Consider the following 24034-nt stretch of genomic DNA (forward strand, 5'->3'; position numbering starts at 1 on the left):
ACCAACTTAAGAAATTATCGTAAATTCAAAAATTCGATACAAAACTAACGAAAAAATGAAAGAGGGCTCTCCTAAGTAAAGGCTAAATTTGTCGTATCTAGGATTGAGGTATTAGTTAATTAATTTATAGATTTCATGTCAATTGCGAAAGCTGACCTACAAGGTGCCCTAAAAACCTATTTTGGGTTTAACACGTTCAAAGGACTACAAGAAAGTGTTATTAAAAGTATCTTAGATGGTAACCATACATTTGTGATTATGCCCACTGGGGGTGGTAAATCTCTTTGTTATCAACTGCCGGCGTTAATGCAGGAAGGAACTGCCATAGTAGTTTCACCATTAATTGCCCTTATGAAAAATCAAGTGGATGCCATTCGAGGTGTTTCCAATGAAGAGGGCATTGCCCACGTATTAAATTCCTCGCTTAATAAAACAGAGGTAAAACGGGTAAAAGAAGATATAGTTAGTCAAAAAACCAAATTGCTATACGTAGCTCCAGAATCCCTCACCAAGGAGGAAAATGTGGAGTTCCTGCGCTCTGTAAAAATATCGTTTATGGCGATAGATGAAGCCCATTGTATTAGCGAATGGGGACACGATTTTAGACCAGAATATCGAAATTTGCGTCATATTATCGGCCGGATTGGCGATAATATTCCGATTATCGGATTGACTGCAACAGCTACTCCAAAGGTTCAAGAGGATATCATTAAGAATTTGGGTATTTCTGGAGCAAAGACGTTTAAGGCCTCATTTAACCGGCCCAACTTATATTACGAGGTGCGTCCAAAAACGAAGAATGTGGATGTGGATATCATCCGCTTTGTGAAGCAGAATGAAGGCAAATCAGGTATTGTGTATTGTTTAAGCCGAAAACGTGTTGAGGAATTGGCCCAGGTGCTGCAAGTCAATGGTATTAAAGCTGTACCCTATCACGCTGGTTTAGATGCCAAGTCGCGATCGAGCCATCAGGATATGTTTTTGATGGAAGACATCGATGTGGTAGTGGCCACAATTGCCTTTGGAATGGGTATCGATAAACCCGATGTGCGGTTTGTGATTCACCATGACATTCCTAAAAGTATTGAAAGTTATTATCAAGAAACCGGTCGTGCCGGTCGTGATGGTGGCGAAGGACATTGTTTGGCGTTTTACTCCTATAAGGATATTGAAAAGCTTGAGAAGTTTATGTCCGGAAAGCCCGTGGCCGAACAGGAAATTGGGCATGCATTGCTACAGGAAATGGTGGCTTTTGCTGAAACTTCTATTTCAAGACGAAAGTTTATATTACACTATTTCGGTGAAGAATTCGATAATGCAATTGGCGAGGGTGGCGATATGGATGATAATGTCCGCCACCCTAAAAAGAAAACCGAAGCTAAGGATAACGCAAAATTCCTTTTGGAAACCGTTGATAATACCAATGAAAAATACAAGTCGAAGGATTTGGTAAATGTGATTATCGGAAAGGAAAATGCATTAATCAACTCACATAAAACCAACGAACAGCCCTTCTTTGGAAAAGGAAAACAGGAAGAAGACAAATATTGGATGGCACTATTACGCCAGTTATTGGTAGCCGGTTATCTCCGAAAAGATATCGAAACTTATGGTGTCATTAAATTGACTGCTGAAGGCAAAGATTTTATTAAAAAGCCCACATCCTTTATGATGACAGAAGACCATGTGTTTGACGACAGTCAGGATGATAGTGGGATTATTACTGCTTCAAAAGGAGGAGGTGGTGTTGCGGATGAAAAGCTGATGAATATGCTCAAGGATTTGCGCAAAAAGAATGCGAAAAAATTGGGCGTACCGCCGTTTGTGATTTTTCAAGACCCTTCTCTGGAGGATATGGCTTTAAAGTACCCTGTATCGCTTTCTGAATTGAGCAACGTTCACGGCGTTGGCGACGGCAAGGCGAAAAAGTACGGAAAAGATTTTGTGGCACTCATCTCCAATTATGTCGAGGAAAACGATATTGTTCGCCCTGACGATTTGGTGGTAAAGTCCACAGGAAGCAATTCCGCTAATAAATTATACATCATTCAAAATGTTGACCGAAAATTACCGCTGGATGATATCGCTTCCTCCAAGGGCATGAGCATGCAGGAGTTTATCAAGGAAATGGAGGTGATTGTATTTTCAGGAACCAAACTCAACATCAATTATTGGATTGATGAAATTTTGGACGAGGACCAACAGGAGGAGATCCACGACTATTTTATGGAATCCGAAACCGACAGCATTGATGATGCCATTGATGAGTTTGATGGCGATTATGATGACGAGGAATTGCGGTTGTATAGGATTAAGTTTATAAGCGAGGTGGCTAATTAGTTGGCAGTCTCAGTCACAGTTTTCAGTTTCAGATTTTACGCCCTCTGCGAATCTCAGTGCTTTCTCTGAGTATCTAAGCCAAATAATTCATTTGTGATAATTCGTGCATTTCGTGTCTAAAATCTGGTTATCATTTCCTTATATTTGCACCTCATTAAAAATCAGAAACATGCAAGACGGATTATACGCAAAATTCAATACATCAAAGGGCGAAATATTGGTCGCTTTAGAATATAAAAAAACACCGGGAACGGTAGGCAACTTTGTGGCTTTGGCCGAGGGGAATTTAGAGAATTCGGTTAAACCACAAGGGCAACCGTATTACGACGGTTTAAAATTCCACAGGGTGATTCCAGATTTTATGATTCAGGGAGGATGTCCAAATGGAACAGGAGCCGGCGGACCAGGCTATCAGTTTGATGACGAGTTTCATTCAGATTTAAAACACGATGGCCCAGGCGTATTGTCGATGGCCAACGCAGGGCCTAGCACTAACGGGAGCCAGTTTTTTATTACCCATGTTGAAACCCCATGGTTGGATAATAACCACACCGTTTTTGGAAAGGTGGAACACGGACAGGAAGTGGTGGACGCCATTGCGCAGGGCGATGCTATTGAGAGTATCGAAATCGTGAGAGAAGGTGCAGAGGCGGAGGCCTTTAACGCCGTTGAAGCTTTTAGAACCTTTGAAGGCTCTCGTGAAAAAAGATTAGCAGAAGAAAAAGCAAAACAGGAGGCCGAACTAGAAAAAGTGGCCACTGGTTTTGAAAAAACGGATAGTGGATTGCGTTATCAAATCATTCAAAAAGGTGAAGGTGTAAAGGCGGAAAAAGGTAAAACCGTTTCCGTGCACTACAAAGGTCAGTTGATTGATGGAACTGTTTTCGATTCTTCATATAAGAGAAACGAACCCATTGATTTTCCATTAGGAGTTGGTCAAGTGATTCCAGGTTGGGATGAAGGTATCGGCTTATTAAATGTTGGCGATAAGGCGCGTTTGGTCATTCCAAGTCATTTGGCTTACGGAAGTCGTGGTGCAGGTGGGGTTATCCCGCCGGATGCCAATTTGATTTTCGACGTGGAGTTGATGGATGTGAAATAAGCTGAGAACAACTTTGTTTCAAAGTTTGTGAATCACTTATCCTGAGTGACTTGTTCAGAGCGGAGTCGAAGTAAGTCGAAGGACCTTCAAAAATCATTTAAAATATACAAAAGCACTCTATGGAGTGCTTTTTTCATGCAAAAAGTTAACATGACGTTTAAATATTTGCTTTGTCGAAAATTTTTTATCAGCTCGTTGCTTACGTATAGTTTTGCAATGTGACTAGCATAAAACATACCGAATTCTATTCCCAAATATTAAAGGAACTCAATTATCCATTTGGGGACATTTATATATTTAAAGGTTTTGTCGTTTCAGAGATTAAGCAAGGAATTACGGTAAGTTGGAAAAAACACGCCAAACATTTTGTACAGGATATAGCGTATTATTTGGGTACTGATGGAAAGGATGTTGTATATATTTCCAACCGCATCCATTCGTATTCTGTAAAGGCTGTGGATTGGTTGAAGTTTTTTAAAAGTGATTACGGTATGAAGGCGTATGCCGTGGTTTCCGATAGCCCTATGGGCAAGATGAATGTCATGGTAGAGAACCTCTTTTTCGACAACAAGATTAAAAGCTTTAATTCGCTGTATGATGCCATAAATTGGGCCAAAAAAGACTTGGAGAAAGTGGCTTAATCTACAAATTAATACTTATTTTAGAATCACATTTTAAAACTTACACTTGTGGATTCTAAAGCACTAGAACAGCTAAAATACCCCATTGGAAAATTTGATTGTCCCGATCAAATTACTGAAGTACATATTGCAGAATGGATTTCTATCTTGGAAAAATTCCCCATTCGATTGGAGGCCTTGGTGAAACACCTTTCTAAGGAACAATTGGAAACGCCTTATAGACCCGGTGGTTGGACAATCAGGCAAACCGTACACCATATTTCGGATAGCCATCACCATAGTTACTCACGTTTTAAATGGGCATTAACAGAGGAAAAGCCTTTAATAAAAGCCTATTTTGAAGACCGCTGGGCTGAGCTTTCGGATAGCAAAGGAGACCCCATTCAAATGTCCATAGAGCATTTAAAAGCCATTCATTATAAACTTGTGAACTTGCTGAAAAGCATGAGTGAAGATGATTTCAAAAGAAGTTTCATTCATCCAGAAACCAATAGCGAAGTATTTTTGGATTACAATTTAGGGAATTATGCTTGGCATAGCAATCACCATTATGCCCACATCGAAAATGTGATGATGCAAAACGGTTGGGTTTAAAATGATTCGCCCGGTGCACATAGATGATGCCAAGGTATTGCTTGATATCTACAATTACTATGTGTTACATTCTACGGCCACTTTTGATCTTGAACCTTTGACGATTGCCGTATTCAAAGAAAAATTCAACCGCATCAATGCCGATTATCCATTTATTGTTTTTGAAGAAAACAATGAGATTTTAGGTTATGCCTATGGGAGCAGATTTAGGCCAAAACCGGCATATGATTACGTTGTAGAGTCAACGGTTTATGTGAAACATGATTGCCACGGGAAGCAGATTGGCACAAAGTTGTATGCTGAATTATTGAAACTACTTGGGCAAATGAACCTGAATACGGTTTTAGGTGTGCTTACCATTCCCAACGATGCCAGTATCAAGCTACATGAAAAGTTTGGGTTCAAACAAGTGGCGGAATTACGGGAAGTTGGGTTTAAATTTGGCGAATGGCAAAATATTGGGATTTGGCAGTTGAAGCTTTAATGAAAGGAATGCTCATACAAAGCTAAAGTTTTGTCAACCTGAACTTGTTTCAGGTTGTCAAGATGCTGAACAATCGGAAAATAGATTCTAAAATAAATGCAGAATGGCAACTTTAAGATGTCACTTTCCATTTAATATTACAACCAATACTCGGTTTTTGAGTTGCCATATTTTCCTTGCTATCAATCAAAAAATCCAAAGCCTGTCTCAAATCCTTGCCCGTTAGCGGTAAATCATTTCCAGGTCTGGAATCGTCCAATTGGCCTCGGTACACCAATTTTAAATGAGTATCAAATAAGTAAAGGTCGGGGGTGCAGGCGGCATCATAGGCTTTTGCAACTTCTTGCGTTTCATCATAAAGATAAGGAAAAGAATAGCCTTCGGTTTTCGCATGCGCTTTCATTTTATCCGGACCGTCCTGCGGATAATTTTCAGCATCGTTACTGGAAATAGCAATAAATGAAATGCCCTTCGTTTCATACTCATTGGCGATTGTAACCAATTCAGAATTAACGTGAATTACGAAAGGGCAGTGATTGCAAATAAACATAATCACAGTACCCTTTTCACCTTTAATGTCTTTCAGGTTTAAGGTGTTATCCGAAACCGTATCCAATAATGAAAAATCTGGTGCTTTAGTGCCAAGCGGCAACATATTTGAAGGGGTTCTTGCCATTTTTTTAGAGTTTGCCCAAATGTCGTAATAATTTGTATTTTTAAAAAATGAGCGATACTATTTCTGTTGAAGATTTTACCAAAGTGGATTTACGGGTGGGCACAATCATTGAAGTTAATGATTTTCCCAAAGCACGAAATTCAGCCTATCAGCTTACGATTGATTTTGGGGATTTGGGAATTAAAAAATCCTCTGCCCAAATCACAACACGTTATACCAAAGAAGATTTGTTACAACGACAAATCATAGCCGTAGTAAACTTTCCTAAGAAACAGATTGCCAATTTTCAGAGCGAATGTCTGGTTTTGGGAGCAGTGGACGGAAAAGATGTTATCCTTTTAAATCCTGAAACCAAAGTAAAAAACGGAACTGCGGTCAACTAAAATTCGGGTATAAAAAAAACCGTTGCAAAACAACGGTTTTATATCTAATTTCAATGTGTTTTAAATATCGTCGAAATCCACGTCAGTAAAACTCTCTGTGGATTTTACCTCTTCCTCTTCGGTAGTTTCCGTGGCAGACGTTTCATATTCTTTTTTGAAATCCTTTTGATGACGTTCACTAATCACCTCATCTCCTTTTTCACGGATAATGTAATCTGTCATTTCAGCTAAAATCTCTCTAAATTCAGCAAAGTCTTCTTTGTAAATATAGATTTTGTGCTTTTTGTAGTGGTAAGACCCATCATCGTTAGTAAACTTTTTACTTTCCGTAATGGTCAAATAATAATCCTCTGCTTTTGTTGCTCTTACATCAAAAAAATAGGTGCGTCTTCCTGCCCTTAATACCTTCGAAAAAATTTCCTCTTGCTCCATCATGCCATAGTTGTTCATTGTAGTTTCAATATAATTTTATAGTGCTTGTGCACATCAAAAATCTAAAAAAAAGTGAAACTAACCAACATTTTTTGAAGTTTCTTTTTGGAATCTTGATTTTTGTTGCATTAAATGAAAAAAAACCTAACAGCAAGATTTGTCCGGTTTTCATAACATTACTGTTTGGAAACGTTAAAAAAACCTTCCTGATTTTGATGACACTGAAAACCCTCCTATTTCGACTGCATCGAAATTGTCCTCCCTTTTATAAAAGGGAGGAACCCGTGTTTATCAAAATTTAGGTTGAATTTGATAAATCCCTAGAATGTCGGCATATATGGCTCTCCTCTTTTGTAAAGAGGAGAATGAATTTCAATTTTCATTAAAAAAAAATTGAAAGAAAGAGGAGTTAAGGACTAATAGTTTCAACTAAATTCGTCTATCGAAGATTCAAGCCTTTAAAACCTAACAAGTCTGATTATCCTCTATGCTCTTCGGCTTCGCTCAACTGTTTTAGGTACAAATCCTTGTAGTAGCCTTCCGAATTGACAAGGGCCTCGTGGCTGCCCTTTTGGATGATTTCACCATTGTCCAAAACAATGATTTTATCCGCATTTTTTGCAGAAGATACACGATGGCTAACGATTACGGTCGTTTTATTTTTAGAGATTTTGAATAGATTTTTCAGGATTTTCTCTTCAGTTTCGGTATCCACGGCAGAAAGGCAATCATCAAACAAAAGAATCTTTGGGGATTTAATAATGGCTCTTGCTATAGAAACTCGTTGCTTCTGTCCACCCGAAAGCGTAATACCGCGCTCACCTAAAACAGTGTCATAGCCTTTGTTGAATTTTACGATGTTTTTATGAACCTGTGCATTTTTTGCGGCCGTAATTACTTCTTCATCCGTTGCATCTTCTTTCCCGAATTTTATGTTGTTTTTAATTGAATCCGAAAACAAAAAGGCATCCTGTGGTACATAGCCGATATTTTCGCGCAGGTCATTCAGATTGTGCTGTTCAATACTAATGCCGTTCACTTCAATACTGCCTTTGTCTACATCGTAAAGTCTTCCAATCAAATCTAAAATCGTGGATTTTCCTGAACCTGTTTTACCTAAAATAGCCAAAGTTTCCCCTTCTTTGATTTCAAAAGAGACACCTTTTAATGCCTGGATATTGGTGTCGTCATAGGTGAAATAAACATCATCGAATGTAATATCACCTGTAACTTCGGTGTGGCCGTCTACCAAATTTTTTATTTCAGGCTCTATTTTTAAAAATTCGTTTATACGCTTTTGGGAAGCCTCGGCCTGTTGCACAATAGAGGTGACCCAACCCACTGTAGCCACGGGCCAGGTGAGCATATTCACGTAAATAATAAATTCGGCAATGGTACCCAGACTATCAATTTTTCCGTTGATGTATTGCATGCCCCCAATATAAATTACCAAAAGGTTACTGGCTCCAATAAGCAAAATCATCATAGGGAAAAATAGGGCTTGAACACTTACCAAATGCAACTGTTTTTCTTTACTGGTGGTAGAAAGGGCATCAAAATCGGCAGCCGTTTTGGGCTCGATGCCGTAGGCTTTTATAACGGAAATTCCACTGAAAGATTCCTGTGTAAACGTGGATAATTTAGACAAATATTCCTGAACAACAGTACTGCGCTTGTGGATTTCCTTGCTCAATTTGTAGATAATCACCGATAGAATGGGCAACGGAAGGATAGTATAAAGCGTTAATGTTGGCGCTTGGTTGAACATGTATGCCAACACAATCACAAACAAAGTCAAGGTATTGATGCTGTACATAATGGCAGGGCCTGCGTACATCCTTACCCGCCCAACGTCTTCACTAATACGATTCATCAAATCCCCAGTGCGGTTCTTTTTATAAAAGTTAAGCGAGAGTTTTTGATACTGCTCATAAATTTCATTTTTGAGGTCGTATTCGATATATCGGGACACATTAATAATTGTTTGCCTCATAAAAAATGTGAAAACCCCTGCAATAATGGCAGCACCAACAATATAAAGAATGGCCTCCAACAATTCGGCTTTCATGGCCGTTTCGGTAAGGTTGGCTTCGTTTTCAATAATTTCAATAATACGACCGACATAACGTGGACTTACCATCAAAAAAATCTTTGCGGTAATGGTGATAATCACACCTATTATCAAATGGGTTTTGTATTTGAGGAAGTATTTATTTAAATGCCTGAGCTCTTTCACCTGAAATCAAAAAATGTTCGGCAAAGATAAGCCAATAAAATCATAAAGCCTTTTGATGAAGTACCCTTTACTGTTAAATAATCCCTAAACATTTCACTACAACAAAATCTGAAATTTGAATCGGTTTTAGGAAAATAGTTTTATTTTTGCCAGCGTAAAAAAGCAATAAAACACAACCTACGTTTTAACTTAAGTTCTTTGTCATGATGCTAAACCGACGACATATCCGCGTAAAAGTAATGCAGACCATTTACGCTTTTAATGGAAGCGAAAGTGATGATTTAAGCAAGGATGAAAAATTCCTGCTGTTTAGTATCGACAATATGTATAATCTTTATTTGTTGCTAATTTCCTTGCTTCTGGAGCTACAAAAGAGGGCAGAGGCAGACCTTCAGAAAAAGCGAAAAAAGCATCTGGCAACTTCCGAAGACAAAAATCCTAATAGAAAGTTTGTGAACAATCAGGTCTTTCAAAAGATGCAATCCAATGCGGAATTGAAGGGGCTCATTGACAATAATAAAATGATAAATTGGGAACTGGACAGCGAGTATGTCGGTATCATTTACAAAGCGATTATTAGCAGTGAATTATATGCCGATTATATGCAAACCAGAGTGTCCGACTTTAAAGAGGATAAAGATTTTTTTATCGATATGTTTAAGGACATTGTTGCGCCTAACGAGAAATTGTACGAGTATATAGAGGACAAGAATTTAACTTGGCTGGACGACTTACCGACGGTGAATACCACCATTTTAAAAATGTTGAGAAAATTGAAGACGAGCACACCTGACACACATTTCACTCCTGAATTGTATAAAGATGCGGATGATAAACAATTTGCTATTGATTTGTTTAGAAAAACGATTTTGAATAGTGCCTCTATCAATGGTGAAATCGAACAAAAAACCAAGAATTGGGATGCCGACCGTATTGCCAATTTGGATTATGTACTGCTTCAAATGGGCATTTCAGAACTGCAACATTTTCCGTCCATTCCTGTAAAGGTGACTATTAACGAGTACTTGGAAATTGCCAAGGAATATTCAACACCAAAAAGTAGCATCTTTATCAACGGAATTTTGGACAAGTTGGTGAAGGAGTATAAAACCGATGGGAAATTAAACAAGGTAGGGCGTGGGCTGCTATAGTATCGTTTCCTGTTAAGAAAGCCATAAAAGTTTTCAAACCATCAAAATATTGTTATTTTTGCGCACCAAAGCACTTAAAAACATTACTATCATGAAAAAAATAATTTTAGGACTTAGTACTTTATGTATGGTGGCCTTTACATCCTGTAAAGATGATGCCAGTAAAAAAATTGACGATACCAAAGTAGCCGAAGCGGCTGCTAGAGATGAGGTAGCTTCAAAATTCCCAGTGTTGGAATTTGATAAAACCGAGCACGATTTTGGTGAAATTGAAGCCAAAACGCCTGTTGAAACAATTTTTAAATACAAAAATACAGGTGAAGCACCATTGGTGATTACTAACATAAAAAGTTCATGCGGATGTACTGTGCCTCAAGATTGGAGCAGAGAGCCATTGTCTCCAGGAGGTGAAGGTCAATTTACAGTAAAGTTTAATGGTAGCGGTACCAACAAAGTATCAAAAACCATAACGGTGACCGCCAACACTGAAAAAGGGACTGAAACCGTAAAAATCACGGCGTTTGTAAAGCCAGACCCAAATAAAGCACAGCCTGCGGCAAAAAGCTAAATAAAGAATTATGGGAGAAGGATTCGGCAGTTTATTGCCATTTGTATTGATGTTTGTGGTGATTTATTTCTTTATGATTGCACCTCAAATGAAGCGCGCAAAAAAGGAAAAGAAATTTGCCGCTGAATTAAAAAAAGGCGATAGAGTGATTACCAAGAGCGGATTACACGGCAAGATTGCAGAGTTAAACGACAAGGATAACAGTTGTGTGATTGAAACCATGGCTGGAAAATTGAAATTTGATCGCTCTGCCATTTCCATGGAAATGAGCAACAAGCTTAATGCACCAGCAAAATAGTACACATCTTTTTAGATGAAATGAAGGCTTCCTTTAGGGAGCCTTTTTTTCTTAAAGATGTGAAGAGGTCTTCTCTGCTAAGGAAAAAAAGCGAGTACTAATTTTAAAACACCCCTGTGGTCCCCTCTAGGGGACAACCAAAAAGTCCATGGGATTTTTTATGGGCGGAAACAAGTGTCCCCTAGAGGGGACTTTAGGGGTGTAAGACTAGCAATTCTTGTATTTATCATGCAACCCAACGCCCTGGATAATCATTGGAATAATTTTTTCCAAGCGGGATTGTTTTGTGGCCTCCCGTTTGGCAGAACTGATATGTTCGAAATATTCTCTTTGTTTGTAGTTGGAAAGATTTTCAAAACTAGATTTTAATTCTGTGTTTTCTTTAAAAGCTTGTTGCAATTCTTCAGGAATAACAACGGACTTTTTGCGCCTATCCGGTTTTACTTCCTTTCCCAGCTTTTGATTTTCAATGGCCTCTTTTACATAAGCTAGGACAACATTTTTATCAATATCGGCAATGGACTCAAAACGCATTTGGCGCATGGCCTTGGTTTTACCATCCTGAGCATTAGTCAGAAGATCTTGCTCGTCCTTTAAAAATACCCCATTAAAAAACCATATCCCAAAATGGTTTTTAAAGGCTCCAAGACTCACCACGTTTTTGTTGTTGAGGGTGTACACTGGAAAGCTCCATTTGATGGCTTCTTCCAATTCAGTGGATAGCATTATATCTCGCAACAAAGTCAAGGCCTCACTAAATTGCGGGTTTTCTTCAAGATATTCTTCTACGGAGTGGATTTTTTTCAATTATGAGTTTTGTTAATGTATTAATTATGATTTGCAGCTCGTTTCAGCACTTAATTTAACAAATAAAAATCAAAATACTATTCTGATTAAGTCATTCTTAATTAAGGTTTTAGGAAAGAAACTAATTGTCTGGACTCCTAATGGGAATTTATTTAGTTTAGAAACATAGGCATTTAAGAGCCGTACACCAAAAATTAGCTAACTTTCAGGTGTTCATCAATCGAATAATTATTATGTTTACATAACTTAAACCTGATATAATAAATGAGAAAGGCACTTTGTATCATTTTGAATATTGTTTTTATAATTCCTGCTATTGCTCAAACCATAAAAACTAGCTCTGGAGATATTTCTGTTTTAGCTGGGGAAAAAGAACTGTCGGTTTCTTTTGGTTATGATAATATGCAAGTGCACGGTTATGAATCAGAGTCTGATTTTATAAAAGATAAGGTCCGAATTAGAGAAGAGCATAACCCCGGCTCGGGAGAAAGATTTGAAGGTTCTTGGTTTGCAGATAGAGATACAGTATATGCGCCATTATTTATTGAACACTTAAATATTAAATTGCCCGAAAAAAGAAAAATTAATGTTTCGATTAACAATTCTAAAGCTAAATACAATTTGCATGTTCAAACCTTATGGGTTTACCCGGGATATAATGTCGGTTTTACACAGCCAGCCAAGATAGATGTCGTCCTTAAATTATATGAAATGGCTAATCCGGAAAACATTATTTGGGAATCACAATCACCACTACGGATAAGGGCTAAAACGGCTCCTTATAAGAGGGAACTGAGGATTGGAGCCGCCTATAGTTCATTAGCTACGAGTATGTCGTGGTTATTGAAAAAAAAGGCCAAGTAAAATAGAGAGTTTCGAAGTGAATTCCATAATTTAATAAAGCGCAAAGATCATATTTTGGTCTTTTAGTTTCTTCCTGCTGTCAACTCCACAATCTTACAAATCACCTCGGTAGCTTTTATCATGCTTTCCACGGGAACGTATTCGTAACGCCCATGAAAGTTATGCCCTCCTGCAAAAATATTAGGGCAGGGCAGGCCCATGTAACTCAATTGCGAGCCATCTGTACCGCCTCGTATAGCTTTGATTAAGGGTTCCACCCCCACTTGTTTCATAGCTTTTTCGGCGATGTCCACAATATGCATTACAGGTTCAATCTTTTCTCGCATATTGAAATATTGGTCTTTGATTTCGGTGATGATTACTTCTCGCCCGTATTGGGAATTGAGTTCGTTGGTCAGCTTTTGCATCACCTCTTTTCGGGCTTCAAAATGGCCTTTATCGTGGTCGCGGATAATATATTGCAAGGTGGTTTCCTCCACATCCCCATTAATGTCATGTAAGTGAAAAAAGCCTTGGTAGCCCTCAGTGTGTTCGGGAGTTTCCATTCGCGGCAGGGAATTGATAAATTCCGTTGCGATATACATAGAATTGATCATTTTACCTTTGGCATAACCGGGGTGCACAATTTTTCCTTTCACTTTTACCACGGCACTGGCGGCGTTGAAGTTTTCGTATTCCAATTCGCCAATTTGACTGCCGTCCATCGTGTAGGCCCAATCGGCGCCAAATTTTTCCACGTCAAATTTATGGGCACCACGTCCAATTTCCTCATCGGGTGTAAAACCTATGCGAATTTTGCCATGTTTAATTTCAGGGTGCTGGATTAAATATTCCATGGCGGAAACGATTTCACATATACCTGCTTTGTCGTCAGCACCCAAAAGGGTAGTGCCATCCGTGGTAATCAAAGTTTGACCGATATAGAGTTTCAAATCCTCGAAATAGTCAGGTGACAGCACGATATTTTCTTCTTTATTCAAAAGAATTTCACCACCGTGGTAGTTTTCAAAAATCTGAGGGTTTACATTGGCTCCTGTAAAATCTGGGGAGGTATCAAAATGTGAGATAAAACCAATGGTTGGTACCTCATGCTCAACATTACTTGGTAAAGTGGCCATAACATAGGCATTCTCATCAATAGTAACATTGCTCATGCCAATCGCTTTTAATTCCTCCACCAATTTATTGGCCAAATCCCATTGCTTTTGGGTACTCGGTGTAGTTTCGGATGTAGGGTCAGATTCTGTGTCAATAGTGACGTAACTGATAAATCGTTTTATAATGTGTTCTTTGGAAATCATTGTAATCTTTTGAAGTTTTTCGAGGTGAAATTGTGGCTTTTAAGCTGATACAATGTATGAAAATTGCTGTGAAAATGATGTTCCGTCGTCGATTTTTTATTTACAGGATTTCAACTTATTTTTGCATGAACTTTAGGTCCAAAATAAACTTGATGTACAAAGCGCTTCTCCGCCCAATATTTTTTGCGTTCGACCCCGAAAAAATTCATCATTTCACATTTTCACTTGTAAAATTTACTTCAAAGATTCCGGGATTTCCTGGGTTGTTCAGAAGTCTGTACTTGATTGATGATAAACGTTTGGAACGTGAAGTATTCGGTTTGAAATTTAAAAACCCAGTAGGGCTTGCGGCCGGTTTCGATAAGAATGCTGTATTATATAATCAACTGGCCAATTTTGGTTTTGGTTTTATCGAAATAGGTACGGTAACCCCCAAAGGTCAGCCAGGTAACCCTAAAAAGCGATTATTCCGACTGAAAGATGATAAGGGTATCATCAATAGAATGGGTTTTAATAATGAGGGGCTTGAAGCAGCCATCTCTCAACTTAAAACCAATAAAGGCAAACTGATTATTGGTGGGAACATCGGTAAAAACACGGCCACTAAGCCGGAGAATTATACGAGTGACTATCTAGAATGCTTTAACGCCCTGCACCCATATGTGGACTATTTTGTACTTAACGTGAGTTGCCCCAATGTTGGGAGCCACGCCAAATTGAACGATAAGGATTATTTAGAGGAATTGATTAGTGCAGTTCAAAAAGCCAACAAAACCTTTGATTCACAAAAACCAATTCTTTTAAAAATAGCGCCAGATTTGAACAATGGGCAATTGGATGAAATCGTGGAGCTTGTAAAAGACACCAATCTCGACGGTGTTATAGCCAGCAATACCTCTACGGATAGAACAGGATTAATGGCTTCTGAAGCTCAACTTGAAGCCATCGGAAACGGAGGGCTTAGCGGACAACCCATTAAGGCCAAAAGTACACGGGTGATAAAATATCTTTCTGAAAAGAGCAATAAAGCCTTTCCGATTATTGGAGTGGGCGGTATTCATTCAGCAGAAGACGCGATTGAAAAAATTGATGCCGGGGCAGATTTAGTTCAAATCTATACTGGTTTTATCTATGAAGGGCCGAGTTTGATTAAACGCATCAACAAAGCACTTTTGGTGAGAAAAAAATAATCTACTTCACAATTTTCTTCAAAATCTGAGTTTTCCCATCGGAAATAGACAACAAATAGGTGCCACTGGAAAGTGTACTTACATTAATAGGTCGCTCGGATACAGTACCTCTTAAAAACTCTTGCCCCATCAAATTGGAAATTCTGTAGGTAGAAACGTTTTCAGGGTCGTGGTTTTTAATGTAAAGAATATTATCCCGTGCTGGAACGGGGTACACGGTGTACAATTCATCAGAAATTGGTACATAAATCGTTCTCAATGAAATATTATCGAGGGCTATATCACCATCCCAACCAGAGCCTCTTACAGCTCTAAAACGAATTTTTATGGTCCGATTGGTGTAAGAGGCCAAATTGACAATCCCTGTTTTAAAGGCTTCATCGGAACTTCCTTGTTGGCTACCGTTTAGAGCTGGAATCACATCATTAATATAACCGTCCTCGGTAAATAGGTCTACATGCAATTCCCCAACATGATTGCCAAACATGTGATAGTCAAAAGCGATTTCGCTATTGGCGTATTCCACGTTAAAGCAAGGTGAAATATATGTAGCCACAGCGCCAGGTTCAGCTCCTGAAGCCTCAGCGTAAATATATGTGTTCAAACTGCCATCAACTTGTTTAGAGTTTTTGGGGCCAGTACCTTTAGAATGGGAAACGCCACGACTGATAAGCCAGTTGTAGCCTTTGCCCGAAGTGTTATTAGCTGTCCAGCCTTGTTCACTAGGCAATTCAAATTCATCAAAATCTTCATTGATGGAGAAATCCTCTTGCGCGCCCACCTGTATGAATTGATGGAACGTCTTACTCAATGTTTTTGAACTTTTGGAATCCGACTTCCCGAAAGGAGGAACCGTTGAAATGGTTAGCGTTACATCATAATTACCAGCGGTAAAGGTATGGCTTGGATTTTGGTCTGTATAATCCACCACACCATCACTGTTTATGTCCCATTCCCAAGATATTGCACCTTCACTTAAATCTGTAAAGTTTACGGTAAGCTCGTCTTCGCAGGTGCTAAAAACATCTGCAGTGATATTTACGTTTTCGGTTGGGCAGGCCAAATAGGTTCTTGCCGCTTTGTAAAATGCATACATCCTTGCCAACTGTTGAGGTGAAAAATGCGTTTTGCATGAAGAGCGTGAATAAGACATGATGTTTCCGGTATCCGGAGTAAATTTGTCGCCGTTCGCGTCTACAATGTCTCCCGTATATTCACAACTTGAATCTACATTGTGAATGCTCAATTTAGGGTCTGCAGGAGTGTCGCAAATCATATCGCCATCGGTGTCGCAATTACTGCCGTTTACAAGTTCGGTAGTTAATACTTTATTGTCAGGACCATGGGTATGCATTAAAGAAAAGAAATGCCCCATTTCATGTGCTAGGGATGAACCGTTATTCGCACAGATATTGTTCATCACGATCACATCGATGTCGCCATAAGTATTGGAATAGCCACATAAACTATTCCCTGGTGTAATTTCAACGGAATTGGTAAAATAAATGTTTATGACTCCGGGGGTAAAGTGCTCTTCCGTCAGTGTATCTTCGTTATCCTTTTCGTAGTTGTAGTAAAACGCATCGTCATTGATGTAATTGATGCCATCACAAAGGAAAAATTCTAAAAAGGCTTCCGCATAAAGTACATTCAAATCATTAATAGCCTCATTCAAACTCGAAAGGCTTAATCCGCCGTTTCCATCCGATGGCCTAATAATATGTGCTTTTACAGGAACAGAATTTAATGGTACTCCAAAACCTTTGCTGTGCTTAGCTTGAGTCTTAAGCGAGGCGAACTCATTTTCAAATGAATTAATCTGCGCCTCATAAGAATTTAAAATTGAAATGTACTCTGACGAAGTATCCGTTCCGCAAGAAGAACCGTCCAAATGTTGAGCATAAGACAGTGTTATAGATGACAAAAACGTCATCAATACCATCAGGATACTCAATTTAAGGTTAAACTTCATTGGGGCGTAAGTTTGACCCAAATGTACCCCGATGCTTTATCGATTAACAAAAAAAAACGTCAATCGTATTTTTTTACCGATAAAGTGATGTTATCTTATAATTAATTTTTGGGTTTTGCTGAAACCAAGTTCGTTTTGAAGTTTTAATAGATAAATTCCTGATGCTAAATCGGATACGTCAATGTCCAAATTGTTGACATTATTTTCAATTGGAATGGATCTACTCAATTTCCCTAAAACGGAGTAAATTTCAACATGTTTCAGGTTTGTATTTTGCAGATTTCTAAGCCTAAGGTTGTCGCTCACTGGGTTAGGAAAAATACTGATGCCATCCAATTCAGAAACTCCATCATTGCTTAAAACAGATTGCAGTTCAATTTCGATGGTAGCAACTTTCGCAGAATTAAATGGAGCCACACCTTGGGCACTGGTAATATTGTCGTTGGTGTCATTATTAGACAATGAATAATCAGTACCGTCTTCAGTACCAGCGTCATAAGGAAAAAGATCCATTGTAATAGATGTTTCCCAAGTGCCTCCGTTTCTTAAGTTTAAACCATTTATCGCAATGAACCAGTCTGGGCTTGGCGCAATCATAGAAAGCATGGTTAGCAATGGGTAATCTTCACTAACTTCGAGACCTGTATATATAATAGTATTTGTGGGTTCATTCAGAAACAAATCTCCGGCGTTGAAAAACCTCTCGGCATTATTGGCATCAATGGCATTTTGAACTTCAACAGTCTGGAACACGGTAAAATTCCCCAATTCTGCAATGTTTTCAACTCCAGTTGTAGCCATAGCCCCCATTTGAAGAAATGACACATTATTATTATGGTTAACCCCAACTAAATCTGACCAATGCGCATTGCTTCCTGGAAAAGTAGTTCCGATGCTGTGATCAGTAGAGTTCCAAAAGTTGGTAAATGTGATATTATAGGTAGCCACACTTTGGCCAAAAGAAAAAGCACAGATTAAAAAAGATAGAAGAAAAGTAATTTTTTTCATGGTATGGTCTTTTGAGAAGATTGTTTTGTAATTAAAAGGTCGTCACACTAAATAAAACCTTACAGGCCTAAAAAAATAATAGTATTTTTATCCACCTTTATTTTAAAAGATGTCAAAACCGATTAAAATTATTGAATGTCCGCGGGATGCCATGCAGGGGATAAAGCAATTTATTCCCACGGAAAAGAAGGTGCAGTACATTCAATCATTATTGCGAGTTGGTTTCGATACTATTGATTTTGGGAGTTTCGTATCTCCAAAGGCCATTCCCCAAATGATGGATACGGCCGAAGTTTTGGCCCAATTGGATTTGAGTAAAACCACAAGTAAGCTTTTGGCTATTATTGCGAATGTGAGAGGGGCGAATGATGCCTCCAAGCATCCTGAAATAGATTATTTGGGGTACCCATTTTCCATTTCAGAAAATTTTCAAATGCGGAATACCCACAAAACCATAACCCAATCTGTGGACATTCTTTCGGAAATATTAGAAATAGCCGATGGTTCCAAAAAAGAAGTGGTAGTTTATATTTCAATGGGTTTTGGAAATCCTTACGGTGATCCTTGGAATGTTGAAATAGTAGGGGAGTGGACCGAGAAACTGGCCGGCATGGGCGTAAAAATATTATCACTCAGCGATACCGTTGGCTCTTCAAACCCGGAAAGTATTTCCTATTTGTTTTCAAATTTAATCCCTATGTATCCTAAAATTGAATTTGGAGCCCATCTGCATACCACGCCGTCCACCTGGTTTGAAAAAGTGGATGCGGCCCATAAAGCGGGTTGTCATAGATTCGATGGGGCTGTTCAAGGTTTTGGAGGATGCCCAATGGCCAAGGATGAATTAACGGGAAATATGCCCACCGAAAAATTACTATCTTATTTTACTGCACTCCAAAAAAACAATTTGAACGCCCTCAGTTTTGAAAGTGCCTATAACGAGGCTTCAAAGATTTTTAATTATTATCATTAAAAAGGCACTGAAAAATCAGTGCCTTTATTGTCAAAAAATGATATTCAATAACTATTAAAACCTAAATTCTAAACCGGCGTATGCCCCAAAGGGATGACCTGGTCGTAACCCTGCTGGAACTCTTGACACAGCATAGGTCTCATCCAATAGATTTATAACATTACCTGTTGCACTGAGGTTCTTGTTAAAATGGTATTTTCCTGAAACATCCAATATAAAGTTAGAAGTTACACCATTTGCATCCGTAACGCTTTCAGTGCCAGCTGTGGTTCTAAAAGCACCATTATATCGACCGTTTACATTCAATTCAAATGATTTGTGCTCCAAAGAAATTGATGCATTAAATTGATGCTTTGCAATATAAGGCAACTCATCTCCTTCACTAACTTCTCCCCACAAGTCGTCATCACTTCCAAAGCTATTAAGGAATTCGGTATCCGTAAACGTATAACCAAATGTAAGTGGCAAACTGAAGTACGTGTTTTGTTCAAGCAAATTATAATTTAATAGAAGCTCGATACCCTTTACGGCTACTTCACCAGCGTTAAATTGATCCAAGGACCCGGTACCTCCTGAGGCTGCCAAGTCACTACCCAATAGGTTGCTGTAGTCATTATAGAAAGCAACAACATCACCACGAATGCCCTTGAAGTTAAAACGCGAACCAACTTCATAGTTAATACTCTCTTCTGATTCTTGATCAGGTGAATTTCCGGGAGGCGAAAACCCCTTGTGCACACCGCCATAGATAGATGTGGAGGCATTAAATTTATAGTTAAATCCAATCCCCGGGATAAATATATCAACTTTGTTTTCTCGTGTGCTTAAGTCCGTTCCCGTTCTTGAAGAATCATTTTTACCATAATCTTCCCGTAGTAGTACAATGTTTTCGTAACGAATGCCGGGAGTTAAGCTTAGCCTATCGTACTTTAATTTATAAAGGATTGATCCCGCAAAGGCTTTAGCACTGCTGATTCCGTTGGCATCGCTCCCGGGTGCACCGTTGGAGGTTAGGTTCATTTGACCATCAATGATATCGTAGCCGTCTTTCCATTGAAAACGGTCTTCTTCATCATAGTGGTATCTTAAACCAATTTCTAAATCATGAAATGCATTTGCGCCGTTCCAGTGGTAATCAAATTTGGTTTGAACTCCCTTGGCAACATACTTTCTGTTATTGGCTTTTAATATTAAGGCATCAGCACTGGAATTGACAGCACCCGTTACAATATTAAAATGATCAGGATATGTTTCGGGATTGGCGACAACCGAAGATATTCCAACTTTATCGTCATTAAAAACCACATCATTTAATTTGTACCAGTTTCTGGAAAAACCATTGTAGTATGCATCTGTTGTGATTCTAAATTGATGTGAAAATTCTAGTTGGTGGCTTGCTGTAAATTGAATATGGTCATTTGTCATTTTGTCATCTTGAGATCCGGAATAACGGCTAAAAGGACTTACAGCAAAGTCGCTTTGGGATAATCCAAGATAGGTTTCATTGGACACCTCATCAGAATATTGAAATTTTAAATTCAAGGCCTGTTTAACCCTGGCCTCGGGGCTGGAATTGAATCTCACCTTTGCAACAACATCGTTTTTGTCAAACCCGGTATTACTACCATCGGGTAAATTCTTAAATCCGTCAGAATTAAAGTTTAAAAATTCTAAAGTATAACCAATATTGGTTTTGCTGTCTCCAACTTTGGCATGTATTTGTCCTGTATTGAAACTGCCATAGCTTGCTCTAATTTCACCTCTAAAACTATCCGGGATTTGGGTGCTTACAAGGTTAATGGCACCACCAGTAGTGAATGGTCCGTATTGAATTTGGCTGCTACCTTTCAAAATTTCAACAGCAGACATCCTCGCTACAGATGGAAAGTAATACGCAGCAGGAGCACTATATGGTGCCGGTGCAATTAAAATACCATCCTCCATAACAGATATTTTCGCACTACGTTCTGGAGATGTACCCCTTAAACTTATATTAGGGCGCAAACCAAAACCATCTTCTTCATAAATATTTATACCCGGTACTGAGCGTAACACGCGATTAATATCTGTATAATTGAATTTTGCCAATTCTTCAGGGGCTATGTAGTAAGAAGAACCGGTTCTGTTTTTTGCTTCGTATTTGCTACCAAAAATAACTTTGGTGCTTATTAAAACTTGATCTAGTTTTTGAATAGAATCATTAGGTTTCTGATCGTTTTGTGAAAAAATTACACCTGATAAAAGTAGGAGGGCTAGTAGGATTCTGGTCTTCATTTTATTTAGACTTATTAAAAATAAGATTTGTTTTTCGTTGCAAAAATAGCAATGAATTTTACTTACACAAAGTTTATTTAGAATAAATAAAAATAAAATTTTTAATGATTTGATATCTAGTTTTTTATACCCGAACCAACATAATGTAGTTCGTAGTTTTTATTTAAATTAATTCAGCCTTAAGCATACAGGAAATGACCCTATTTAGTATTTTGGAGTATTTTTACACAGCTATGAGGTTGAAATTACTCTTCTTTATCATTTGTGTTCATTCTTCTGTTTTTGCCAAAGAGTGGAATTCTTTAACTGTTTACCAAAACACCACAGGAAAGACTGAGTTATCCACTTCCGATTGGCTCAGAAAAGATCGCGTTCGAAATACGGCGAAATGGCAAAACGCCAACCGTCACAATTTAGCACACAACCTTTCCAACGAATATCAAACCATGGCCCAACGCCGGGATTTTTACCAATGGTTGTATCTGGAGCTTGATAAAAAAGGGCACGATTTAGCGTGGATTAGCATGGCTCATTTTATTTCGAAAAAAATGCATTTAATGGAAGTATTCCCCTTTGCGATTTTTGTACGGAAAAAGATCAAAGACCACGCACGGCAGGGTAGTGAGGCGGTATTCATGGAGGCCTTTGGGGAATTTCATAAGCTGTTTATTTCGGATAGAATCTATAAAGTTGAAGATGCTTTGCAAAAGGACAAGGAAATTCTTAAAAAGGAACAGTTCGTTTGGATAGAGGGTATCTATAAAAATATGGATAGCAAAAGCTTAAAAACCTTAAGTCGTATCGCAAAAGGAAAAGGTCTCTACGGCCTTTTAGTGCCAAAACCTATAAGGTTTCAGGGGGATTTATCCAAAGCGCAATCCCGTTATAATTACGCAGTTGAAACTTTGCGGCCCTATTGCGTAGCACGTTATAAAATTTAACGTACTATGTCTCAGAATTTAGTTATATTTGCACGCAATTAATTGAATACATCATCAAAATTGTTTTTGGCAATTTTGACCTATTAACTGTCATTCCCATGCAGATGGGAATCTAAATTAATTGCAATGACTGCACATCAAAATAAAATTCTCGGAGAAGGTCTTACCTATGATGACGTTCTTTTAGTTCCAGCCTTTTCAGAAGTATTACCTCGCGAAGTAAATATTCAATCTAAATTTACACGAAACATTACCATAAATGTGCCTATTATTTCGGCAGCTATGGATACGGTTACCGAGAGTAAAATGGCAATTGCTATGGCCCAGGAAGGCGGTATAGGGGTGTTGCATAAAAATATGACCATTGAGGCGCAAGCCCTAAAGGTAAGAAGGGTGAAGCGTGCCGAAAGCGGGATGATTATTGACCCAGTTACCTTGCCATTGGATGCTACAGTAAAAGATGCCAAAAGAGCCATGGCCGAGCACAGTATTGGAGGTATTCCAATTGTAGCCGAGGATGGTACTTTAAAAGGGATTGTGACCAACAGGGATTTGCGCTTTGAGCATGAAAAGAAAAAGCCAATAACGCAGGTAATGACAGGTGAAAACTTGGTAACGGCTCCCGTTGGCACCTCTTTAAAAGATGCCGAAATCATCCTTCAGGAACATAAAATTGAAAAGCTGTTAATCGTTGATGATAACTATAAGTTATCGGGATTAATCACATTCAGGGATATTACTAAGTTGAGCCAAAAACCCAACGCCAATAAAGATAAATATGGGCGCTTAAGAGTTGCGGCCGCACTTGGTGTAACGGCGGATGCAGTGGAAAGGGCAGAGGCCTTGGTAAATGCAGGTGTTGACGCCGTAGTGATTGATACTGCGCACGGGCACACCAAAGGTGTGGTTAGTGTTTTAAAAGAAATAAAATCAAAATTCCCTGAATTGGAAGTTATCGTCGGGAACATTGCTACAGGTGACGCAGCAAGATATTTAGTAGAAGCCGGTGCAGATGCTGTTAAAGTAGGTATTGGGCCAGGGTCAATTTGTACTACTCGTGTAGTGGCTGGTGTAGGTTTTCCACAATTTTCTGCGGTATTGGAAGTTGCGGCAGCGATAAAAGGCACTGGTGTTCCAGTAATTGCAGATGGGGGTATCCGCTACACGGGGGATATTCCGAAAGCCATTGCAGCAGGGGCGGATACAGTGATGTTAGGTTCGCTATTGGCAGGAACAAAAGAATCCCCGGGAGAAACCATTATTTACGAAGGTAGAAAGTTTAAATCCTACCGAGGGATGGGGTCAGTAGAGGCCATGAAAGAAGGGAGCAAGGACCGCTATTTTCAGGACGTGGAGGATGATATCAAAAAATTAGTACCAGAAGGTATCGTTGGGCGTGTGCCATATAAAGGCGATTTATACGAAAGCATCCATCAGTTTATTGGCGGATTACGTGCCGGTATGGGCTATTGTGGTGCAAAGGACATCGCTACCCTAAAGGAAAACGGGCAATTTGTAAAGATTACCGCAAGTGGTATCAACGAAAGCCACCCGCATGATGTTACGATTACTAAGGAGTCTCCTAATTATTCTAGGTAAATTTAAGGGTTCGTTACCGTCTCCGTATAATAATAGTTGAGGGTTTGTATGCGAGGATTTTCCGAAGGAAAATCAGACGTAACAAAAGCGCAACGATCTTTGATTAAGTACTAAATCGCAATTATTTTTATGCAATGTGCCTGTTGCACAATTCTTTGCTAAATATACAGAAATTTCGTATATTTATATATGCAAGGCAA

General features: G+C 38.8%; 22 protein-coding genes. 14 read left to right on the plus strand and 8 right to left on the minus strand.

The annotated features are described in order from the left end of the window. Positions 1–135 precede the first annotated feature (135 nt). From recQ to ACFSR8_RS14565, 5 genes are all read left to right on the plus strand, one after another. The gene (gene recQ / locus ACFSR8_RS14545; protein ID WP_380293295.1) at positions 136–2340 is read left to right on the plus strand and encodes a DNA helicase RecQ; all 2205 of its coding nucleotides are present in this window, start codon (positions 136–138) and stop codon (positions 2338–2340) included. A gap of 169 nt (positions 2341–2509) precedes the next feature. Further along, positions 2510–3442 carry a peptidylprolyl isomerase gene (locus ACFSR8_RS14550; RefSeq protein ID WP_380293297.1) on the plus strand — a complete coding sequence of 311 codons (933 nt, stop codon included), beginning with the start codon at positions 2510–2512 and terminating at the stop codon, positions 3440–3442. A 218-nt stretch (positions 3443–3660) separates the two neighbouring features. Beyond that, positions 3661–4083: a hypothetical protein gene (locus tag ACFSR8_RS14555; RefSeq protein ID WP_380293299.1), complete on the plus strand. Its 423-nt coding sequence runs from the start codon at positions 3661–3663 to the stop codon at positions 4081–4083. A gap of 48 nt (positions 4084–4131) precedes the next feature. After that, entirely contained in the window at positions 4132–4677 is a 546-nt protein-coding gene (locus ACFSR8_RS14560; RefSeq protein ID WP_380293301.1) for a YfiT family bacillithiol transferase, read from the plus strand. 1 nt (position 4678) lies between these two features. Then, positions 4679–5161, plus strand: coding sequence for a GNAT family N-acetyltransferase (locus ACFSR8_RS14565; protein WP_380293303.1), 483 nt, complete (start codon positions 4679–4681; stop codon positions 5159–5161). Positions 5162–5273: 112 nt separating this feature from the next. Here the strand turns inward: ACFSR8_RS14565 and ACFSR8_RS14570 are convergent, their stop codons facing one another. Further along, on the minus strand, positions 5274–5837 hold the full coding sequence (locus tag ACFSR8_RS14570; RefSeq protein WP_380293305.1) for a thioredoxin family protein: 564 nt from the start codon (positions 5835–5837) through the stop codon (positions 5274–5276). A gap of 47 nt (positions 5838–5884) precedes the next feature. Between ACFSR8_RS14570 and ACFSR8_RS14575 the strand changes: the two genes are divergently transcribed. After that, on the plus strand, positions 5885–6220 hold the full coding sequence (locus ACFSR8_RS14575; protein WP_380293307.1) for a tRNA-binding protein: 336 nt from the start codon (positions 5885–5887) through the stop codon (positions 6218–6220). Between the two features lie 60 nt (positions 6221–6280). Here the strand turns inward: ACFSR8_RS14575 and ACFSR8_RS14580 are convergent, their stop codons facing one another. Together ACFSR8_RS14580 and ACFSR8_RS14585 are read right to left on the minus strand one after the other, a co-directional pair. Next, entirely contained in the window at positions 6281–6670 is a 390-nt protein-coding gene (locus tag ACFSR8_RS14580) for a PUR family DNA/RNA-binding protein (RefSeq protein ID WP_380293309.1), read from the minus strand. A 460-nt stretch (positions 6671–7130) separates the two neighbouring features. Further along, complete coding sequence (locus ACFSR8_RS14585; RefSeq protein WP_380293311.1) at positions 7131–8888, minus strand: ABC transporter ATP-binding protein; 1758 nt, start codon at positions 8886–8888, stop codon at positions 7131–7133. A 203-nt stretch (positions 8889–9091) separates the two neighbouring features. Between ACFSR8_RS14585 and nusB the strand changes: the two genes are divergently transcribed. The 3 genes from nusB (at position 9092) to yajC (ending at position 10905) form a co-directional block, all read left to right on the plus strand. Beyond that, positions 9092–10039 carry a transcription antitermination factor NusB gene (gene nusB / locus ACFSR8_RS14590; RefSeq protein WP_380293313.1) on the plus strand — a complete coding sequence of 316 codons (948 nt, stop codon included), beginning with the start codon at positions 9092–9094 and terminating at the stop codon, positions 10037–10039. 91 nt (positions 10040–10130) lie between these two features. After that, positions 10131–10607 carry a DUF1573 domain-containing protein gene (locus tag ACFSR8_RS14595; RefSeq protein WP_380293315.1) on the plus strand — a complete coding sequence of 159 codons (477 nt, stop codon included), beginning with the start codon at positions 10131–10133 and terminating at the stop codon, positions 10605–10607. 10 nt (positions 10608–10617) lie between these two features. Continuing rightward, positions 10618–10905, plus strand: coding sequence for a preprotein translocase subunit YajC (gene yajC / locus ACFSR8_RS14600; protein WP_380293317.1), 288 nt, complete (start codon positions 10618–10620; stop codon positions 10903–10905). 207 nt (positions 10906–11112) lie between these two features. Here yajC and ACFSR8_RS14605 read toward each other — a convergent pair whose 3' ends face one another. After that, positions 11113–11712 (minus strand): YdeI/OmpD-associated family protein, encoded by a 600-nt coding sequence (locus ACFSR8_RS14605; RefSeq protein WP_380293319.1) that lies wholly within the window; start codon positions 11710–11712, stop codon positions 11113–11115. A gap of 264 nt (positions 11713–11976) precedes the next feature. Here ACFSR8_RS14605 and ACFSR8_RS14610 point away from each other — a divergent pair, with 264 nt between their 5' ends. Next, on the plus strand, positions 11977–12576 hold the full coding sequence (locus ACFSR8_RS14610; RefSeq protein WP_380293321.1) for a hypothetical protein: 600 nt from the start codon (positions 11977–11979) through the stop codon (positions 12574–12576). A 62-nt stretch (positions 12577–12638) separates the two neighbouring features. Here the strand turns inward: ACFSR8_RS14610 and pepT are convergent, their stop codons facing one another. Further along, complete coding sequence (gene pepT, locus ACFSR8_RS14615) at positions 12639–13877, minus strand: peptidase T (protein WP_380293323.1); 1239 nt, start codon at positions 13875–13877, stop codon at positions 12639–12641. A 152-nt stretch (positions 13878–14029) separates the two neighbouring features. Here pepT and ACFSR8_RS14620 point away from each other — a divergent pair, with 152 nt between their 5' ends. After that, on the plus strand, positions 14030–15067 hold the full coding sequence (locus ACFSR8_RS14620; RefSeq protein ID WP_380293325.1) for a quinone-dependent dihydroorotate dehydrogenase: 1038 nt from the start codon (positions 14030–14032) through the stop codon (positions 15065–15067). 1 nt (position 15068) lies between these two features. Here the strand turns inward: ACFSR8_RS14620 and ACFSR8_RS14625 are convergent, their stop codons facing one another. Beyond that, the gene (locus tag ACFSR8_RS14625) at positions 15069–17039 is read right to left on the minus strand and encodes a T9SS type A sorting domain-containing protein (protein WP_380293327.1); all 1971 of its coding nucleotides are present in this window, start codon (positions 17037–17039) and stop codon (positions 15069–15071) included. Positions 17040–17129: 90 nt separating this feature from the next. Continuing rightward, a complete protein-coding gene (locus ACFSR8_RS14630) occupies positions 17130–18047 on the minus strand; it encodes a T9SS type A sorting domain-containing protein (protein WP_380293329.1) in 918 nt (305 codons plus the stop codon). Between the two features lie 109 nt (positions 18048–18156). Here ACFSR8_RS14630 and ACFSR8_RS14635 point away from each other — a divergent pair, with 109 nt between their 5' ends. Further along, positions 18157–19020, plus strand: a complete 864-nt coding sequence (locus ACFSR8_RS14635; RefSeq protein WP_380293331.1) for a hydroxymethylglutaryl-CoA lyase — start codon at positions 18157–18159, stop codon at positions 19018–19020. A 54-nt stretch (positions 19021–19074) separates the two neighbouring features. Here ACFSR8_RS14635 and ACFSR8_RS14640 read toward each other — a convergent pair whose 3' ends face one another. After that, positions 19075–21294 (minus strand): TonB-dependent receptor family protein, encoded by a 2220-nt coding sequence (locus tag ACFSR8_RS14640; protein WP_380293333.1) that lies wholly within the window; start codon positions 21292–21294, stop codon positions 19075–19077. A 194-nt stretch (positions 21295–21488) separates the two neighbouring features. Here ACFSR8_RS14640 and ACFSR8_RS14645 point away from each other — a divergent pair, with 194 nt between their 5' ends. Further along, on the plus strand, positions 21489–22235 hold the full coding sequence (locus ACFSR8_RS14645) for an Insecticidal toxin complex protein (RefSeq protein ID WP_380293335.1): 747 nt from the start codon (positions 21489–21491) through the stop codon (positions 22233–22235). Positions 22236–22361: 126 nt separating this feature from the next. Next, positions 22362–23834 carry an IMP dehydrogenase gene (gene guaB / locus ACFSR8_RS14650; RefSeq protein ID WP_380293337.1) on the plus strand — a complete coding sequence of 491 codons (1473 nt, stop codon included), beginning with the start codon at positions 22362–22364 and terminating at the stop codon, positions 23832–23834. Positions 23835–24034: the final 200 nt, after the last annotated feature.

Origin of the sequence: Hyunsoonleella rubra, assembly GCF_042684665.1 — a bacterium.
GTDB lineage: Bacteria > Bacteroidota > Bacteroidia > Flavobacteriales > Flavobacteriaceae > Jejuia > Jejuia rubra.

Excerpts from the sequence above, each read along its gene's own strand:
- recQ (WP_380293295.1), top strand. The coding sequence starts at position 136 with ATGTCAATTGCGAAAGCTGACCTACAAGGTGCCCTAAAAACCTATTTT.
- ACFSR8_RS14550 (WP_380293297.1), top strand. The coding sequence starts at position 2,510 with ATGCAAGACGGATTATACGCAAAATTCAATACATCAAAGGGCGAAATA.
- ACFSR8_RS14565 (WP_380293303.1), top strand. The coding sequence starts at position 4,679 with ATGATTCGCCCGGTGCACATAGATGATGCCAAGGTATTGCTTGATATC.
- ACFSR8_RS14570 (WP_380293305.1), bottom strand. The coding sequence starts at position 5,837 with ATGGCAAGAACCCCTTCAAATATGTTGCCGCTTGGCACTAAAGCACCA.
- ACFSR8_RS14575 (WP_380293307.1), top strand. The coding sequence starts at position 5,885 with ATGAGCGATACTATTTCTGTTGAAGATTTTACCAAAGTGGATTTACGG.
- ACFSR8_RS14580 (WP_380293309.1), bottom strand. The coding sequence starts at position 6,670 with ATGAACAACTATGGCATGATGGAGCAAGAGGAAATTTTTTCGAAGGTA.
- nusB (WP_380293313.1), top strand. The coding sequence starts at position 9,092 with ATGATGCTAAACCGACGACATATCCGCGTAAAAGTAATGCAGACCATT.
- ACFSR8_RS14595 (WP_380293315.1), top strand. The coding sequence starts at position 10,131 with ATGAAAAAAATAATTTTAGGACTTAGTACTTTATGTATGGTGGCCTTT.
- yajC (WP_380293317.1), top strand. The coding sequence starts at position 10,618 with ATGGGAGAAGGATTCGGCAGTTTATTGCCATTTGTATTGATGTTTGTG.
- ACFSR8_RS14610 (WP_380293321.1), top strand. The coding sequence starts at position 11,977 with ATGAGAAAGGCACTTTGTATCATTTTGAATATTGTTTTTATAATTCCT.
- pepT (WP_380293323.1), bottom strand. The coding sequence starts at position 13,877 with ATGATTTCCAAAGAACACATTATAAAACGATTTATCAGTTACGTCACT.
- ACFSR8_RS14620 (WP_380293325.1), top strand. The coding sequence starts at position 14,030 with ATGTACAAAGCGCTTCTCCGCCCAATATTTTTTGCGTTCGACCCCGAA.
- ACFSR8_RS14625 (WP_380293327.1), bottom strand. The coding sequence starts at position 17,039 with ATGAAGTTTAACCTTAAATTGAGTATCCTGATGGTATTGATGACGTTT.
- ACFSR8_RS14630 (WP_380293329.1), bottom strand. The coding sequence starts at position 18,047 with ATGAAAAAAATTACTTTTCTTCTATCTTTTTTAATCTGTGCTTTTTCT.
- ACFSR8_RS14635 (WP_380293331.1), top strand. The coding sequence starts at position 18,157 with ATGTCAAAACCGATTAAAATTATTGAATGTCCGCGGGATGCCATGCAG.
- ACFSR8_RS14640 (WP_380293333.1), bottom strand. The coding sequence starts at position 21,294 with ATGAAGACCAGAATCCTACTAGCCCTCCTACTTTTATCAGGTGTAATT.
- ACFSR8_RS14645 (WP_380293335.1), top strand. The coding sequence starts at position 21,489 with ATGACCCTATTTAGTATTTTGGAGTATTTTTACACAGCTATGAGGTTG.
- guaB (WP_380293337.1), top strand. The coding sequence starts at position 22,362 with ATGACTGCACATCAAAATAAAATTCTCGGAGAAGGTCTTACCTATGAT.